The 15,841-nt window shown below is 72.4% G+C and carries 14 protein-coding genes; 11 read left to right on the top strand and 3 right to left on the bottom strand.

Translation table 11 applies throughout. From position 1 onward, the window contains the following. Positions 1 to 25: 25 nt before the first annotated feature. Together MNY62_RS01185 and MNY62_RS01180 are read left to right on the top strand one after the other, a co-directional pair. Positions 26 to 1,729, top strand: a complete 1,704-nt coding sequence (locus MNY62_RS01185; RefSeq protein WP_242342259.1) for a class I adenylate-forming enzyme family protein — start codon at positions 26 to 28, stop codon at positions 1,727 to 1,729. 90 nt (positions 1,730 to 1,819) lie between these two features. Further along, positions 1,820 to 3,001: a hypothetical protein gene (locus MNY62_RS01180; protein ID WP_242342258.1), complete on the top strand. Its 1,182-nt coding sequence runs from the start codon at positions 1,820 to 1,822 to the stop codon at positions 2,999 to 3,001. Between the two features lie 28 nt (positions 3,002 to 3,029). Here MNY62_RS01180 and MNY62_RS01175 read toward each other — a convergent pair whose 3' ends face one another. Continuing rightward, positions 3,030 to 3,794 carry an SGNH/GDSL hydrolase family protein gene (locus MNY62_RS01175; RefSeq protein WP_242342257.1) on the bottom strand — a complete coding sequence of 255 codons (765 nt, stop codon included), beginning with the start codon at positions 3,792 to 3,794 and terminating at the stop codon, positions 3,030 to 3,032. A 169-nt stretch (positions 3,795 to 3,963) separates the two neighbouring features. Further along, a complete protein-coding gene (locus MNY62_RS01170) occupies positions 3,964 to 4,467 on the bottom strand; it encodes a GreA/GreB family elongation factor (protein ID WP_242342256.1) in 504 nt (167 codons plus the stop codon). A 104-nt stretch (positions 4,468 to 4,571) separates the two neighbouring features. Between MNY62_RS01170 and MNY62_RS01165 the strand changes: the two genes are divergently transcribed. The 4 genes from MNY62_RS01165 (at position 4,572) to cydB (ending at position 8,963) form a co-directional block, all read left to right on the top strand. After that, on the top strand, positions 4,572 to 5,525 hold the full coding sequence (locus MNY62_RS01165) for a zinc-dependent alcohol dehydrogenase family protein (RefSeq protein WP_242342255.1): 954 nt from the start codon (positions 4,572 to 4,574) through the stop codon (positions 5,523 to 5,525). A gap of 44 nt (positions 5,526 to 5,569) precedes the next feature. Further along, complete coding sequence (locus MNY62_RS01160; RefSeq protein ID WP_242342254.1) at positions 5,570 to 6,259, top strand: alpha-ketoglutarate-dependent dioxygenase AlkB; 690 nt, start codon at positions 5,570 to 5,572, stop codon at positions 6,257 to 6,259. A 257-nt stretch (positions 6,260 to 6,516) separates the two neighbouring features. After that, the gene (locus MNY62_RS01155) at positions 6,517 to 7,935 is read left to right on the top strand and encodes a cytochrome ubiquinol oxidase subunit I (protein WP_242342253.1); all 1,419 of its coding nucleotides are present in this window, start codon (positions 6,517 to 6,519) and stop codon (positions 7,933 to 7,935) included. Then, positions 7,935 to 8,963, top strand: a complete 1,029-nt coding sequence (gene cydB, locus MNY62_RS01150; RefSeq protein ID WP_242342252.1) for a cytochrome d ubiquinol oxidase subunit II — start codon at positions 7,935 to 7,937, stop codon at positions 8,961 to 8,963. Before MNY62_RS01155 ends, cydB begins: the two co-directional genes overlap by 1 nt. A gap of 174 nt (positions 8,964 to 9,137) precedes the next feature. On the opposite strand, the gene MNY62_RS01145 is transcribed toward cydB, so the two are convergent. After that, on the bottom strand, positions 9,138 to 9,530 hold the full coding sequence (locus MNY62_RS01145) for a hypothetical protein (protein ID WP_242342251.1): 393 nt from the start codon (positions 9,528 to 9,530) through the stop codon (positions 9,138 to 9,140). Between the two features lie 211 nt (positions 9,531 to 9,741). Here MNY62_RS01145 and MNY62_RS01140 point away from each other — a divergent pair, with 211 nt between their 5' ends. The 5 genes from MNY62_RS01140 to MNY62_RS01120 all read left to right on the top strand — a co-directional run bounded on the left by MNY62_RS01140 (position 9,742) and on the right by MNY62_RS01120 (position 15,841). After that, the gene (locus tag MNY62_RS01140) at positions 9,742 to 11,511 is read left to right on the top strand and encodes a hypothetical protein (protein WP_242342250.1); all 1,770 of its coding nucleotides are present in this window, start codon (positions 9,742 to 9,744) and stop codon (positions 11,509 to 11,511) included. 152 nt (positions 11,512 to 11,663) lie between these two features. Continuing rightward, positions 11,664 to 12,146, top strand: a complete 483-nt coding sequence (locus MNY62_RS01135; protein WP_242342249.1) for an adenosine-specific kinase — start codon at positions 11,664 to 11,666, stop codon at positions 12,144 to 12,146. 148 nt (positions 12,147 to 12,294) lie between these two features. Next, positions 12,295 to 13,629, top strand: coding sequence for an ABC transporter substrate-binding protein (locus MNY62_RS01130; protein ID WP_242342248.1), 1,335 nt, complete (start codon positions 12,295 to 12,297; stop codon positions 13,627 to 13,629). 245 nt (positions 13,630 to 13,874) lie between these two features. After that, on the top strand, positions 13,875 to 14,918 hold the full coding sequence (locus tag MNY62_RS01125; RefSeq protein WP_279426191.1) for an ABC transporter ATP-binding protein: 1,044 nt from the start codon (positions 13,875 to 13,877) through the stop codon (positions 14,916 to 14,918). Then, complete coding sequence (locus tag MNY62_RS01120) at positions 14,909 to 15,841, top strand: carbohydrate ABC transporter permease (RefSeq protein ID WP_242342247.1); 933 nt, start codon at positions 14,909 to 14,911, stop codon at positions 15,839 to 15,841. The genes MNY62_RS01125 and MNY62_RS01120 overlap by 10 nt, the downstream gene beginning before the upstream one ends.

Raw genomic sequence — 15,841 nt, 5'->3', positions numbered from 1 at the left:
GGCTCCGCCGACGAGGAGCCCATCGATGAAGACGCCCGCCCAGGACGCCGACTGCCGCGCCCGCGCCGCCGCGCTCTCCGACAACATCGCCGACTACGTGACGTTGCACGCGCGCCGGACCCCCGGCGCGATCGCCCTCGTCGAGCACAACACCGGCGAGACGGTCACCTGGAAGGCGCTCGACACCGCGGTGGACGCGTTCGCGGCGAAGCTCCTCGCGAGCGGGTTCCGGAAGGGCGACGTCCTCGCGACGAGCCTGCCGCTCCTCAAGGAGCACGTCTTCCTCGTCCTCGCCTGCTACCGCATCGGCGTCGTCGCCGCCCCGCTCGACCTCCGCCTGCGCGCGGGCGAGCTCCGCGCCTGCCTCGAGAAGCTCCAGCCGAAGGGCTACTTCTTCGCGGGGGCGCCGGCGCTCCTGCCCGTGCTCCGCGAGGTCGTCGGCGGCTGCGCGAGCGTGCGCCACTGGGTCCAGTTCCAGAAGGAGCCCTCCGGGATCCTGCCCGGCGCGACCTGGGTGAAGGACTTCACGAAGGGCATCAAGGGGGCCTACGTCCGCGCGCGGCTCCTCGGCACGGTGCGGCGCGCGCGCCGGCACGTCGGCCGGCGCGACGGCTGCCTCGTCATCTTCACGACCGGCTCGACCGGCTCGCCGAAGCCCGCGCTCCTGTGTCACGAGAGCATCCTCGTTCAGAACGTCGGCCTCGCGGTCGGCTTCGGCCTGAAGGACGGCGACCGGCTGCTCGTGAACCTGCCGCCCTCGCACGTCGGCTGCACGACGGAGCTCCTCGGCACGGCGATCCACGCCGGGCTCACCTCGGTGCTCCTCCACATCTTCGACGCCGAGAAGAGCCTCGAGGCCATCGCCCAGCACCGCGTCACGGTGGTCGGGCAGATCCCGGCGCTCTTCAACCTCGAGTGGAATCACCGGCGCTACCGCGAGCTCGACCTCTCGAGCCTGCGCGCCGCCATCTACGGCGGCCAGGGCGTCCCGCGCGCCTTCCTCGATCGGCTGCGCGAGATGGCCCCCGAGATCGGCACCGGGCTCGGGCTCACCGAGACCTCCGGGTTCTGCACGTACACCGCGCTCGGGGCCACCGCCGACGACCTCGCCGAGGGCATCGGCTTCGACTCGCCGCTCTGCCCGATCTCGGTCCGCGGCCCGATGGGCGCCGACGGAGCGGCCGGACCCGAGCTCCCGCCGGGCGAGATCGGCGAGATCTGCTTCTCCGGCCCGCAGGTGTTCCTCGGTTACCTGAACGACCCGGAGGCGACCGCGAGGGCAGTCTCGCGGGACGGGGTCTGCTACACGGGCGACCTCGGCGCGTACACGGAGAAGGGGCTCCGGCTCGCCGGGCGCGCCAAGCTCACCATCAAGCCCAAGGGGTTCCAGGTCTTCCCGGGCGACGTGGAGAACCACGTCGTCGGCGCGCTCGGGGGGCGGGTGAGCTCCGCCGCGTGCGTGGGAGTCGAGCACGCCGTGTGGGCGGAGGCGATCGTGCTGTTCGTGGAGTGCGCCGCAGAGCAGGCCGTGACGCCCGAGGAGGTCAGCCAGGCGTGCGCGAGCATCGCCTCGTACGCGCGGCCGAGCCACGTCGAGGTGGTCGAGGCCGGGACGCTCCCCCTGAACCGGGTCGCGAAGACCGACTACCTCGCGCTGCGCGAGCGGGCGCAGGAGATCGTCGAGGGCCTTCGCAAGCAGGGCAAGTGGGACAAGCGGGCCTCCGCGTAGCAGGCCGGTGCCGCTCGTGGTGAGCCCGTCGAGCCACGAGCCCGCCGGGGGCGGTTCACGGCGGGATGAGGCGGACCGTAGCCTCAGCGGATGGTCCGCATCATCGACAAGCGGCTGAGGCTCGCGTACCCGCTCGGGCACCACCTCCACTGCCTCATCGCGCAGATCCCGAACCACCTGCGACGGACGCAGGAGGGGTGGCGGATCGCCGATCCGGAGGGGCAGTGGCGGATCATCCGCTCCGTCCTCGGCCTCGTCGACGAGGGTCCGGGCAACCTGAAGAAGCTCCACTTCCTCATGCTCCCGGAGAGCTGCGTCCCGATCGAGCGCCTGGACGCCCTGCTCGATCTCGTCGCGACACGCTTCCGCCCGAGCACCGTGACGATGTTCGGGCTCGAGCACGTGCGGCTCAGGACCTACCGCGGGCTGCTCGAGCGCTTCAGGTCCGACAATGGGGAGGCGATCCCGCTCGTCGATCGCGACATCGACTCCGGCGACGTGCTCGACGTGCCCGTGAACGTCGGGTGCGTGGCCGTGAAGGACGCGGACGGCCGGCTGCGCGTGTTCCTAGAGGCGAAGACGCACCCGTTCCGCGCCGAGGAGTTCCTCGACAAGTACGAGGACCAGTACCGCGGCCGGCACTTCTACCTGTTCCGGAACGAGGCGACGCCGTTCAACTTCATGGTGCTCGTCTGCCTCGACTACGTGTATCGGAACCTCTACGAGTCCAACATCCGCGCGATCATCGACCACGCGAACCAGCTGTTCTTCCGATCGCGCCAGACGCTCGACGCGCTCTTCGTCGTGCAGAGCAACCCCAAGCCCGAGCACCGCGTCTACCGGGACGTCCTCTCGGGCTTCTACGGCGAGTACCTCGAGGACACACCCGGCGTGCGCGACACGGTGACGGTGTTCGGCAACTGCTCCGGCGAGAGCGTCATGGGCGAGCGCGACTCCGGAGCCACCTATGGCGCGTCCTCCGTCGTCCTCGGCCCGCATCACCGGCTCGCGCCGGTGCGCAACGAGGAGTACTCGGTGGACGACTTCGGCGGGGCGCCGCTCTGCCGGCTGCGGTTCGGCGCCGCGACGCGGCTCTACTACCTGAACCTGCCGCAGCACCACGAGATCGATCCGCGCTCCTCCCGCATCTCGCTCAAGGTCCACGCGGTCCTCAAGCCCGGCCCCGAGGGGCGCTGGGTCGTCTCGAGGCCGGGCGAGCGCGCGCCGGATGAGGCGGCCCCGGCCACGCCGCTCCTGGTCGGCGAGCGCTAGACGACAGCTCGCGATCCGCGAATGAGCTTCACGGCATCAGCGCGCCGTCGGCGCCGAAGTCGGCGTTCGCGACGTGCGGCTCCGGGATGACGCGCGCGTCGAGGAGCGCGCGCTCGATGTGCGCGGCGAGCGCCGCGTGGCCAGCGTCATTGAGGTGGATCGTGTCCGCCGCGAAGCGCGGCAGCGCGTCCGCCGCGAACGCCTCGTCGCCGCGCACCACCACTGCGCCGACCGCCCGCGCCTCGTCCGCGAGCGCGGCGTCGTAGGGCGCGCGGCGCGTGCGTTCGAGCCGCCGCCCCGGCTGCGGCGTGCACACGACGAGCACCGCCCGCGGGAACTCGGCGCGGAGTCCCCGCAGCACGGACGCGGCCGCGTGCCGGAACGTCCCGGGCGCGCCAGCATCGCCGAGCGGCACGCCGGCGATCGCGTCGTTCGCGCCGTACATCACGACCACCACGGCGGGGTGAACGCCACTCGTCGCGAGCGCGCGCCAGCGGAGCTCTCCCGATGGCGCGGGCCGTCCCGTCACGTCGGTGAGCGTCGAGCCCGGGAGTCCTTCGTTCACCTCGCGCCACCCTGCGTGACGCGCGAGGAGCGTGGTCCAGCGCCGATCCGGCCGGGAGGCGCCGGTGCCGGCGACCGTGCTCGAGCCGAAGAAGATCGCCTGCGGGGCGCCCGGCGCGGCGGTCTCGCGCGGCGGAGGCGCATGGCCCGCCATGCAGCCGGCGGCGAGCATCGCCGCGGCCGCGAGGCCACGCGCCCACCCGACTGCGGTCGTCCCCGCTCCGCTCATACGACGCTCACCGGCCCGGCGGATCGCCGCGGGCGCGAGGAGGCGCCGCGTCGCCGGACGGTGGAGTGATGCTACCGAGCCGTTGCGGACAACGCGAGGGGGGCGGCCGCCCGTGTTCGGGGGACGCGCTCGGTCGCGAGGCTGAAGGACGCCCCGAAGCGGGCGCGAGCTACCTCCTGCGCGGTACCTCGAGCAGCGTGTACTCCCGCCGCCCCGCAGGGAGCTCCACCTCCACGGTGTCGCCCGCCTCGTGTCCGAGGAGCGCGCGCGCCACCGGAGAGCTCACGCTGACGAGCCCACGGCGCGCGTCGGCCTCGTCCGGGCCCACCACCCGCCAGGTGTGCGTGCGCCCATCCTCGTCCTCGACGACCACCCACGTTCCGAACCCTACCCGGCCCTCGGGCACGCTCTCCGGGCCGAGCACCGTCAGGGCGGCGAGCGTCCCCTCGACGAGCGCGGCCCGCCGGTCGAGCTCGGCGAGCCGTGCGGCGCGCGCGTGCTCGGGCAGCGATGCCGCCTCTGCCCGCGCCTCGCGAAGGCGCTCGAGCTCCTGGCGCAGCGCCGCGTGCCCCTCCGGCGTGACGTACCTGACCTCGCCGGGGGCGACCCGCGGCGGCGCCCGCACGATGGGGCCGAGATCGGGCGTCTCCTCGCTCGTGAACGCCTTGGACACCTGCCAATCCTAGTTCCTCCCCGGCGCGCCGGCGCGGGACGGGCTCGTCGCCGCAGCCCCAAGGACGGCCCGCGGCGGCGCCGCGAGGGGGCTAATTCGCCCGCATGCGCGCCATCGTGCTCCCGAAGTTCGGCGGCCCGGACGTCCTCGAGCTCCGCGAGGTCCCGAGGCCCACCCCTGGTCCCGGCGAGGTCCTCGTCCGCATCGTCGCGTCGGGCACCAACCCGGTCGACGCCAAGATCCGGCACTCCGGCACCTGGGCGCAGCTCGAGCTCCCCGCGATCATCGGCTACGACGCGTCCGGCGTGGTGGAGGCGGTCGGCCCGGGCGTCACCCGCTTTCGCGAGGGCGACGAGGTGTTCTACACGCCCGAGATCTTCGGAAACCCGCACGGCACGTACGCCGAGTACGGCGTGGTCCCCGCGGCGATCGCCGCCCGAAAGCCGGCGCGGCTCTCGCACGCCGAGGCGGCGGCGATCCCGCTCGCGGGCGGGACCGCGTACGAGGCGCTCGTGCGGCGCCTCGCGGTGCAGGTCGGGGAGACGGTGCTCATCCACGGCGGCGCCGGCGGGGTCGGCTCGTTCGCGGTCCAGATCGCGAAGGCGGCCGGGGCGCGCGTCATCGCCACCGCCGGCCCGGACAACCAGGAGACGCTGCGCGCGCTCGGCGCGGACGTCTGCGTGGACTACCGCGCCGAGAGCGTCGTGAAGGCCGCGCTCCGCGAGACCGGCGGGCAGGGCGTGGACGCCGTGCTCACCACCGTGGGGGGCAGCACGGTGCCCGGCTCGACCGAGGCGACGCGCCCGTTCGGCCGGATCGCTACCATCCTCGGCTGCGACGGCGACCTCACCCCGCTCTACCTCAAGAACCAGACGCTCCACGGCGTGTTCCTCTCGCGCGAGGGGCGGCGCCTCGAGGAGCTCGCGCGGCTGGTGGAGCAGGGTAAGCTCCGGCCGCTCGTCGACGCGGTGCTCCCGCTGGAGGCGGCGGCCGAGGCCCACCGCCGGCTCGACTCCGGGCACGGGCGCGGCAAGCTCGTCCTCGCCATCGGGCGCTGACGCGGCCGTGGCGGCGCCGCCGGGCCGGGTTATCGATCCCCGCGGTGACGTCCGTCCGCTTCCAGCCCTCGCTGTTCGACTCGGCCGCGCCCTCGTTCGACCGCTCGTTCGGCGCGGTGCGCCGCATCGAGCTCGACGCGGAGTGCTGGATCGAGGTCGCGCCGGGGTGGGTCTCCGGCTCCGACGCGCTGTTCGAGGAGCTCCTCCGCACGCGGCGCTGGGGCCGGCGCAAGCGCTGGATGTACGACCGGGAGGTGGAGGAGCCCCGGCTCACGGCGCCCTGGAGCGCGGCGTCCGGGGTCCCGCTCGAGCCCGTGATCGTGGACGAGATGCGGCGGGCGCTGTCGCTCCGTTACGGCGTCGAGCTCGACTCCGCCGGGTTCAACCTCTACCGCGACGGCGGGGACGGGGTCGCGTGGCACGGCGACCGGATCGAGAAGCGCATCGCGGAGCCCATCGTCGCGCTCGTGTCGCTCGGGGAGCCGCGCCGGTTCCTCCTGCGCCGGAAGGGCGCGGGGCGGCCCCTCGCGTTCGCGCTCGGCCGCGGCGACCTGCTCGTCACCGGAGGCCGGACGCAGCGGACGTGGCAGCACTGCGTCCCCAAGGTCGCGCGGGCGGGGCCGCGGATCAGCATCGCCTTCCGCCACGGCCTCGATCCGCGGGGCTACGGGGTCGAGGTGGAGGGCGGCACGGGCGAGCCGCCGGACCGGGAGCCCGGCGGGCCCGCTCGCTGACGCCTCACCGCGTGCTGGGCGGCGGCGCGCCGCTGGGTGAGGGGTCGGGTTTCCTTGCCGGCGCCGGAGGCCCGTGTCGAGTCACGCGCGAGGCGTAAGCAAACCGGCGGAGGGCATCAGGTCGCGCGCGCGGGTGCGCATGCCCGTTCGGCGGGGCCCCCCGGGAACGGGCGGTTCTCCCTTCACGCTCCGGCGTGGGGGGCGCACCTTCTAGCGACCCCTCGCGCGGCGAGGGACCTCCCCGCGAAGGAGCGCCGATGGACGTCCTCACGCTCTCGCGCGTGCAGTTCGCGCTGACGATCATGTTTCACTATCTGTTCCCACCGCTCACCATCGGGCTCGCGGCGGTCATCGCGGTGTTGCTCTGGAAGTACCTGCGGACGAAGGATCCCGTCTACCACTCGGCCGCGCACTTCTGGACCGCGCTCTTCGCGGCGAACTTCGCCATCGGCGTCGCGACCGGCGTCGTGATGGAGTTCCAGTTCGGCACGAACTGGTCGCGCTACTCGGTCTTCGTGGGCGACATCTTCGGCTCCGCGCTCGCGGCGGAGGGCATCTTCGCGTTCTTCCTCGAGTCGGGCTTCCTCGCCGTGCTCGTCTTCGGCTGGGACCGGGTGTCGCCGCGGATGCACTTCGTCTCGGCGGTGCTCGTCGCGCTCGGCTCCGTCTTCTCGGCGATCTGGATCATCGTCGCGAACAGCTGGCAGCAGACGCCGGCCGGGTTCCGGGTCGTCGGCGAGGGCGCCGCGCGGCGCGCCGAGATCACGGGGTTCTGGGACGCGGTCCTGAACCCCTCGACGGTGGGCAGGCTCCTGCACACCCTCAACGGCGCCTACGTGCTCGGCGCGTTCTTCGTCCTCAGCATCTCGGCCTTCTACCTCCTGCGCGGCCGGCACGAGGAGTTCGCGCGCCGGAGCTTCTCGGTCGCGCTGTGGTTCGGGGCGATCTTCTCCGCGCTCCTGCTCGTCACCGGCGACCAGAGCGCGCGCATCGTCGCGGAGCACCAGCCGCCGAAGCTCGCCGCGATGGAGGGGCACTTCGAGGACGGGCCGGCGGACCTGCACGTGTTCGGCGTGCCGCGGCCGGAGGAGGGCCGGGTGGCGTTCGGCGTCGCGATCCCCGGCGGCCTCTCGCTGCTCGTTCACGGCGACCCCACCGCCTCGATCCAGGGGCTCGCCTCGGTGCCGCCCGACGCGCGCCCGCCCGTGGCCGTGCCGTTCTACGCCTTCCACCTGATGGTCGCGCTCGGCACGGCGTTCATCGCGCTCACGCTCCTCGGCCTGTGGCTCCAGCGGAAGGGGACGCTCTTCCGGACGCGCTGGCTCCTGTGGATCTTCGTGTTCGCGGTGCTCGGCACCTACGCCTCGAACCAGCTCGGCTGGGTGGTCGCGGAGGTGGGCCGCCAGCCGTGGACGGTGTGGAACCTGCTCCGCACCGAGCACTCGTTCTCACCCTCCGTGACGAGCGGCCAGGTGCTCCAGTCCGTCGTGCTGTTCGGGCTCGTCTACGTCGGCCTCTTCCTCGTCTGGGTCTACGTCATGAACGCGAAGATCCAGGCCGGCCCGCCGCCGGCGGTACCGCCCCCGGACCACACCGGCGGCAAGGAGCTCGCCGACGTCGCGGCCACCTACGAGGAGCCGGGGCGCTCCCACCTCGCCGGCGAGGGGAGGCGGTGATGGACCTCCAGGCGCTCTGGTTCGTCCTCCTCGGAGTCCTGCTGGCCGGGTACGCGGTGCTCGACGGCTTCGACCTCGGCGTCGGGACGCTCTACCTCCTCGCGCGGCGGGACGAGCAGCGCCGCGTCATGCTGAACGCGATCGGGCCGGTGTGGGACGGGAACGAGGTCTGGCTCGTCACCTTCGGCGGCGCGCTCTTCGCCGCGTTCCCGCGGGCGTACGCGACGGCTTTCAGCGTGCTCTACACGCCGCTCATGCTGCTCATCCTGGCGCTCATCTTCCGGGCCGTGGCGATCGAGTTCCGCAGCCGCCGTCCGTCGCGCGCCTGGCGCAACACCTGGGACTTCGCGTTCTTCCTCGCGAGCGCGCTCTCGCCGGTCCTGTTCGGCGCCGCGGTCGGGAACGTCATGATGGGGCTGCCGGTGCGCGCGGACGGCGAGGCGCAGGTGGCGCTCTCGGGGCTCCTCTCGCCGTACGCGCTCCTCGTCGGCGCCTTCGCGCTCTCGCTCTTCGCGCTCCACGGGGCGGTGTGGCTCCTCATCAAGACGGAGGGGGAGCTGCACGAGGAGGTGCGCCGCTGGGCGTGGAGCGCCGCGGGCGTGTTCTCGGTGCTCTACCTGCTCACCACGATCTTCACGCTCGTGGCCATCCCGCGCGCGACGGCGAACTTCGCCCACCTGCCGTGGGCGTGGGGCGTCGTCGTCCTGAACGTGGTCGCGGCGGGGAACGTCCCGCGCGCCGTCTACCAGCGGCGCTACTTCCAGGCGTTCGCCTCCTCCGCGGTGACCGTCGCCGGGCTCGTCGTGCTGTTCGGGCTCGCCCAGTGGCCGAACCTCGTCACCTCGAGCCTCGACCCCGCCCTGTCGATCACGATCCGCAACGGCTCCTCCACCGCCCCGACCCTGCGCAACATGGCGATCATCGCCGCGATGGGGATGCCGTTCGTCCTCGGCTACACGGGCCTCATCTACTGGGTTTTCCGCGGCAAGATCCGCGAGGGCGAGCACCGCGGCGGGCACGGGTACTGACCGCACGAGCCTTCGAGCTCGCGAGGCGCACGAAACCGGAGCCGAGGCGGGCAACCGCAGCGACGCGCGCCGAGGCGCTCCTTCGAGGGGAGCCGCGCACAGCGGCGCCTAGCAGTGCGTCGCAGGCGCAAGGAGCGAGGACGCCCGCCGCAGGCCCGGGAGCGTGCGCCGAGCTCACCTGAAACGCGCCGCCGCGGCGAGGAGCCCCTCCTGCTCGCACCACTCGGCGAAGCGCCGGGGCAGGGCCTCGTCGCTGGCGGTCTGGACCGCCTGCGCGACGAGGTGCTCCGCCTGGGCGAGGTCCCCGGAGAGGCAGTGCAGGAAGGCGAGCCGGACCGTCTCGCGCTCCGAGAACGGGTGGCCGAGGCCCGCCTCGGCGAGAACCGAGACCTCGTCCCAGCGGTGCGCCCGGCCCGCCGCGAGCGCACGCCACCAGCGGAGCTCGGCCGCGAGCTCGGGCGGTGGGCTCGCCCCGGCGTCCCGCTCGAAGCGGGCGGCGTCCGGGGGGGAGGGGGACCAGAGGGGCTCCTGGGCGAGGAGCGCGGAGAGGGGCGGGAGGCCGTGCACGCCGCGAGGTTAACGCGCTCGCGGGCGCGCCGCTCCCGGAGCCTCGTGACGTTGGCGCAGCGCGCAACGCTTTCGCTTGACGCGACGGCGTCGCTTCCTCGATTCCTCCGATCCGTCTCGCGTGGGGTCGGAAGGCCGCAAAGTGGCTCCGGGTCCGCCGCGAGTTCATAAAATGCCCGCGCCTTCCGAACCCCGCCCTCCGGAGACCCCCGTGCAAGACATCGAAAAGCGCAACCTCATCGCCCAGTGGGCCTTCGACACCCGGCCGGTGCTCCTGCGCTTCCACCTCTGGCTGGAGGACGTGGAGGTCGAGCGTTTTCAGGCCGATCCGGTGTCCGCCCACAGCTTCACCCCCCGCGGGATCGCGCGGTGCCTCGCCATGACCTCGGCGGCGACCGCGCTCGGCACGAAGCTCTTCGGCGACTACGGCGCCGGCGCGGGGAAGGACAAGGCGACCTACAACCAGGTGAAGAAGAACGCCGACGCCATCAGCGCCTACGTGATGAGCGAGGGCCTCTGGACCACCACGCGCACGCTCCCCGAGAACCACGCCATCATGGTCTCGCTCGGCGAGGGGCTCATGCCCAAGGCCGGCGAGACGCCGGAGATGGGCGCGAACCCGCTGCTCGGCTTCGGCCGCGTCTACGCCCGGCCCGAGGTGGCGCGCATCGTGGACCGCCGCGTCCGCCGGCTGCTCAACGAGCCAGGCCACACCTTCGAGCAGTTCTACGGCTGGCTCCAGGACCGCGGCATCACCGTGTGGGGCGCCGCGGTGGACACGCTCGAGAACACCTCCCGCTTCGCCGAGGGGAAGCCCACCGGCCCGATGGCGGTGTTCCACCTGTTCGACTCGCCGCTCACCGTGTCGCGCCCGTACGAGTCGTACATGGGCTGTCTCACGCTGCCTCGGAAGGTCGCCGCCTCGGCGGAGCGCGACTCCGTGCTGCTCGACTACCGCACTCCGCGCAAGCAGGTGATGGCGGCCATCGAGGCCACCTACCCGGGCATCCGGCGCGAGAACGTCCACGTCTGGACGCTGCGCGGGAAGAGCCGCGTCGGCCGGCTCGGGAAGCTATGGGAGGAGTGGAAGGCGCTGGGCGCGCACCTCGTGGAGGACGGCTGGAAGGCGCCCTCCGGCATCGAGGTCTTCACGGACTCCGGCACCTACGCGCCGACGTTCCTCGTGGGGAGCTGGGCGGACGGCGCCGGGGCGACGCACGTCTTCCTCTGCGACGGCTACGCCGCGACCGCGGAGGCGATGCAGGCCGCGAGCCTCTCGTCGGTGCTCGACGTGGACACGACGATGGCCACGTTCTCGCCGGCGTTCACGCTGCCCTGCGACGCCGAGGGCAAGCTCATGCAGCTCGACCCGCACGCCCCCGACTTCGCGCGGCGGCTCGGCGAGCTCTTCGGGGGCAAGGTGCTCGAGGCGGGGGAGGTGAAGTCCTACGCCGAGGCGATCGAGGAGGCGGAGGCCGCCGCGATGCCGCTCAAGCAGCGCGTCATCCGGGCCGACGACTTCCTGCCCGAGAAGAAGTGGGGCGTGCTCGCGAGCCTCGGCTACATGTGCGACGACCCGTACAGCGGCGCGCCGGGCGTCACGAAGGTGCGAGACGGGGTCTACAAGGTGACGACGCGGCTCGCGACCCGCCAGGCGTCCGCCAAGATGACCTTCACCTTCCGGCTCATGGAGTCGCTCGACGAGACGCGGCTCATCTTCAGCCCGCTCCTCTCGCGCTTCCTCGCCGGCGTCGATCCGGCGAGCCGCGCGGTGAAGATCTCGGACTCCGGCCGCATCCGGAACGAGCTCCAGACGATGCTCTCGCAGGCGCTCGAGCACGACGGCGAGAAGATCCGCGTCCACCTCGACCGGGTGGACGAGCGGGTCATGCCGAAGGAGAAGCAGGCCGCGATCCGGCGCGTGCTCGAGTGGTACAAGGCGAACCACCCGGTGTGGTTCTCCTGGCTCGAGATCGGCTGACCCGGTCCCCCGCAGGCGTTCACCCAGGCCCGGCCGCCGGCAGGCGCGCCGGGCCTCGTCGTCCGCGCAGCCCGAGGGAGGCAACCCACCTCGCGCCGCGCCGCGCTCCGGGCGCGCGGCGATGATCGCGCCGTCCGTCCCCGGAGGCAGCGATGGAGCTCTCGTCCGTCCGAATCGAGAAGCCCGACGACGTGAACGTGATCGTCGGCCAGGCGCACTTCATCAAGACGGTGGAGGACCTGCACGAGGTGCTCGCCGGCTCCTCGCCGCACCTCGAGTTCGGGCTCGCGTTCTGCGAGTCGTCCGGCCCGCGCCTCGTCCGCCGGTCCGGCAACGACCCGGGGCTCGTCGCGCTCGCGGTGAAGAACGCCGAGGCGATCGCCGCGGGCCACTCCTTCGTGGTGTTCCTGCGCGAGGGCTTCCCGGTGAACGTCCTGAACGCGCTCAAGCTCGTGCCCGAGGTGTGCACGATCTTCTGCGCCACTGCGAACCCGGTCGAGGTCCTCGTCGCGCGCACCGACGCCGGCCGCGGGATCCTCGGCGTCGTGGACGGCGGCGCGCCGCTCGGCGTGGAGGGCGACGCGGACGTCGCCGAGCGCAAGGCGCTCCTCAGGCGGTTTGGATACAAACTATAACGCCCGCGCGGCCGAGGCAGCGCTCGGTCGGCCCGCCGTTGACGCGCCGCGACGCGCTGCGGGAGCCCCGTCCGGCCCGTGCCGCCTCCGGCGCCGCCGTTAGGGCCCTCTCCGTACGTCACCCATCGTGTGACGGAGGGAGGCGGGCATGGCGAGCGATCGAAGGCGGGGCCTGACGCGCAGGGAGATCCTCAAGGCGGCGGGCGTCGGCGCCCTCGCGGCGGCGGCGGGGGGAACCCCGCGGCACGTCCGCGCGCAGCAGAAGACGCTCAAGATCGTGCAGTGGAGCCACTTCGTCCCTGGCTACGACAAGTGGTTCGACGGCGTCTTCTGCAAGCAGTGGGGCGCGAAGCACGGCGTGCAGGTGGTGGTCGATCACATCGCCATCGGCGAGATCAACGCGCGCGCCGCGGCGGAGGTTTCGGCGCAGCGGGGCCACGACCTGTTCATGTTCCTCTCGCCCCCCGCGGCGTACGAGAAGCAGGTCATCGACCACACCGAGATCTACCAGGCGGTGGAGAAGAAGTGGGGCAAGCCCATCGACCTCGGCCACAAGTCCACCTTCAACCCGAAGACGAAGAAGTACTTCGCCTTCTCCGACAGCTACGTGCCGGATCCCGGCAACTACCGCCAGGACCTCTGGTCGCAGGTCGGCTTCCCGAAGGGCCCCGACACCTGGGACGACCTGCGCAAGGGCGGCAAGGCCATCAAGGACAAGTTCGGGAACCCGGTGGGCATCGGGCTGTCGCAGGAGCTCGACACCAACATGGCCGTGCGCGCGGTCATGTGGTCGTTCGGCGCGTCCGAGCAGGACGCCGAGGGGCGCGTCGTCATCAACTCCCCCCAGACCATCGAGGCGCTCAAGTACATGCGCGCGCTCTACAAGGAGGCGGAGACGGGGGAGGTGTTCACCTGGGATCCCTCGTCCAACAACCGCGGCATCCTCGCCGGCAAGCTCTCCTTCGTCGCGAACGCCATCTCCGTCACGCGCACCGCGGAGAAGGAGAACCCGGAGATGTCGAAGAAGATCCAGATCGTCCCCGCGCTCAAGGGGCCGGTGCGCCGCATGGCCGCCGAGCACGTGATGGACTGCTACGCGATCTGGCGATTCGCCGAGAACCCGGAGGGCGCGAAGCAGTTCCTCGTCGACTACATCGACGCGTTCGCGGAGGCCTTCAAGGCGAGCGAGTTCTACAACTTCCCGTGCTTCCCGAAGACCGTGCCCGACCTGAAGCAGCAGATCGCGAACGACCCCAAGGGCGTGCCGCCGGACAAGTACGCCGTACTCGGCAACGTGCTCGAGTGGGCGACGAACGTCGGCTACCCCGGGTACGCCACCGCCGCGGTGGACGAGGCGTTCAACACCTTCGTCCTCCCCACGATGTTCGCGAAGGTCGCGCGGGACGAGCTCTCCCCCGAGGACTCCGCGAAGGCAGCGGAGAAGGAGCTGAAGCGCATCTGGGACAAGTGGAAGACCGCCTGACCGTAGACGAGCGAAGCGAGCCGCCGGGGCGCCAGCGCGGTCGCGGCGAAGCCGCCCGCGGTGGCGCAGGGCCCCGGCGAGCAGGGGTGGGGCCCCGGGGGGGGGGGGTGGCGGCCCGGGGGGGGGCGCCCCCCCCCCCCCGCCGGGGGCGGGGGCGCGGCGGGGGGGGGGGGGGGGGGGGGGGGGGGGGGGTGTGGGGGGGGGGGGGGGGGGGGGGCCCCCCCCCCCCCATAACGGGAGGCGCCGTGGCGGTCGTCGAGACGCGCAAGCTCACGAAGGTGTTCAAGAAGGCGGAGGAGGGCGCGGTCAACGACGTCGACCTCGTCACCCGCGACGGCGAGTTCCTCGTCTTCCTCGGCCCCTCCGGCTCGGGGAAGTCGACGCTCCTCCGGATGATCGCCGGGCTCGAGGAGCCCACTCGCGGCGACGTGCTCATCGGCGGCGACGTCGTCACCGACCTGCCGCCGCGGGCGCGCGGCATCGCCATGGTCTTCCAGAGCTACGCGCTCTACCCGCACCTCTCGGTCGAGCAGAACATCGGCTTCCCGCTCAAGGCGCACGGCGTGCCGAAGCCGAAGCGCCGCGAGCGGGTCGACTGGGCCGCGAGCCTCCTCGGAATCCAGCACCTCCTCGCACGCAAGCCGCGAGAGCTCTCCGGCGGCGAGCGCCAGCGGGTGGCGCTCGCGCGCGCGCTCGTTAGAGAGCCGACCGTGTTCCTGCTCGACGAGCCGCTCTCGAACCTCGACGCGAAGCTGCGCGCCTCCGCGCGCGAGGAGCTCACCTCCTTCCACAAGCGGGTGCGCACCACGACGATCTACGTCACGCACGACCAGGTCGAGGCGATGTCGATGGGGGACCGGATCGTGGTGCTGAACAAGGGCATCGTCCGGCAGATCGGGACGCCGCACGAGGTCTATGACGAGCCCGCCGACACCTTCGTCGCGACGTTCCTCGGCTCGCCGCCGATGAACCTGGTCGAGGACACCGACTTCATCGCCGGGTTCCGGCCGGAGAGCGTCGTCCCGGCGGAGATGGTCCGCGGCCCGAGCGCGCCGATCCGCCTCCGGATCCGGCTCGTCGAGTTCCTCGGCTCGGAGCGGATCCTGCACGGCGTCATCGACGGCGGCCGCTTCGACGGCCGGAAGGTCGTCTCGCGCGTCGCCACGGCCGCGAGCGGAGGGCTCGGGGAGGGGGCCGCCCACGACTTCGCGGTGCCGGCGAGCGAGGTGAAGTTCTTCGACCGGGCGACCGGCAAGCGCGCCGCGCCGCGGGAGCTGTCGTGGCGGTGACCGGGGCCGCGCTCGAGCGGGCGGCGCCCCGCCGGCGCCGCCGGGTGAGCGGCGCGACCCGGCTCGGCGTCGCCCTCTTCTCGCCCGCCCTCGTGTACATCGCCGCGCTCCTCGGGCTGCCGCTCGTGCTGGCCTTCCTCTACAGCGTCGGCGACGTGACGGTGGGGTCGGTGGGCTACGAGTTCGTCGGCCTCGAGAACTTCCGGAGCGTCGTGGAGAGCCCGAGCTTCCGGCGGGCGCTCGTGAACTCGTTCGTGTTCACCATCGCCTCGCAGGTGATCGTCATCGTCTGCGCGAACGCGCTCGCGCTCGCCCTGCGCGAGCGGTTCCGGGGGCGCGGGCTCGTCCGGTTTCTCATCCTCCTGCCCTGGGTCGCGCCGATCAGCCTCGGCGCCATCGGCTGGAAGTGGATCCTCGACTCGATCTACTCGGTCGTGAACTGGGTCCTCGCGAAGATGCACCTCGTGAACCTCTTCGACCCCCCGATGTGGCTCGGCAGGCCGGCGCTCGCGATGGCGTCCGTCATCGCGGTGCACTCGTGGCGGATGATCCCGTTCTCGACGGTGATCCTGCTCGCCGGGCTCACCTCGATCCCGAAGGAGCTCCCGGAGGCGGCGGCGGTGGACGGCGCGGGCTTCTGGCGGACGCACTTCGAGATCACCCTCCCGATGATGCGGCCGATCATCAACGTCGCCGTCCTATTTGGCGTGGTCTTCACCTTCACCGACATGACCGTCGTCTACATCCTCACCCGGGGCGGGCCCTACGACTCGACCCAGGTCCTGCCGTCGCTCGCGTTCCAGACCGGCGTGCTCGGCTCCGACCTGGCGGAGGGCGCGGCCATCTCGATGTTCCTCGTCCCCATCCTCGTCGCGGTCGCCGCGCTCATGCTGCGCGTCGCCCACCGCGCCGAGGTGGTGTAG

This window comes from Anaeromyxobacter terrae, assembly GCF_022690685.1.
Taxonomy (GTDB): Bacteria; Myxococcota; Myxococcia; order Myxococcales; family Anaeromyxobacteraceae; genus Anaeromyxobacter; species Anaeromyxobacter terrae.
This window is presented reverse-complemented; position numbering and strand designations above follow the sequence as displayed.

Bases quoted from the DNA above. Each gene is read 5' to 3' on its own strand.
- MNY62_RS01175 (WP_242342257.1), bottom strand. From the start codon at position 3,794: ATGAGCGGAGCGGGGACGACCGCAGTCGGGTGGGCGCGTGGCCTCGCG.
- MNY62_RS01155 (WP_242342253.1), top strand. From the start codon at position 6,517: ATGGACGTCCTCACGCTCTCGCGCGTGCAGTTCGCGCTGACGATCATG.
- MNY62_RS01180 (WP_242342258.1), top strand. From the start codon at position 1,820: ATGGTCCGCATCATCGACAAGCGGCTGAGGCTCGCGTACCCGCTCGGG.
- MNY62_RS01165 (WP_242342255.1), top strand. From the start codon at position 4,572: ATGCGCGCCATCGTGCTCCCGAAGTTCGGCGGCCCGGACGTCCTCGAG.
- MNY62_RS01135 (WP_242342249.1), top strand. From the start codon at position 11,664: ATGGAGCTCTCGTCCGTCCGAATCGAGAAGCCCGACGACGTGAACGTG.
- MNY62_RS01130 (WP_242342248.1), top strand. From the start codon at position 12,295: ATGGCGAGCGATCGAAGGCGGGGCCTGACGCGCAGGGAGATCCTCAAG.
- MNY62_RS01185 (WP_242342259.1), top strand. From the start codon at position 26: ATGAAGACGCCCGCCCAGGACGCCGACTGCCGCGCCCGCGCCGCCGCG.
- cydB (WP_242342252.1), top strand. From the start codon at position 7,935: ATGGACCTCCAGGCGCTCTGGTTCGTCCTCCTCGGAGTCCTGCTGGCC.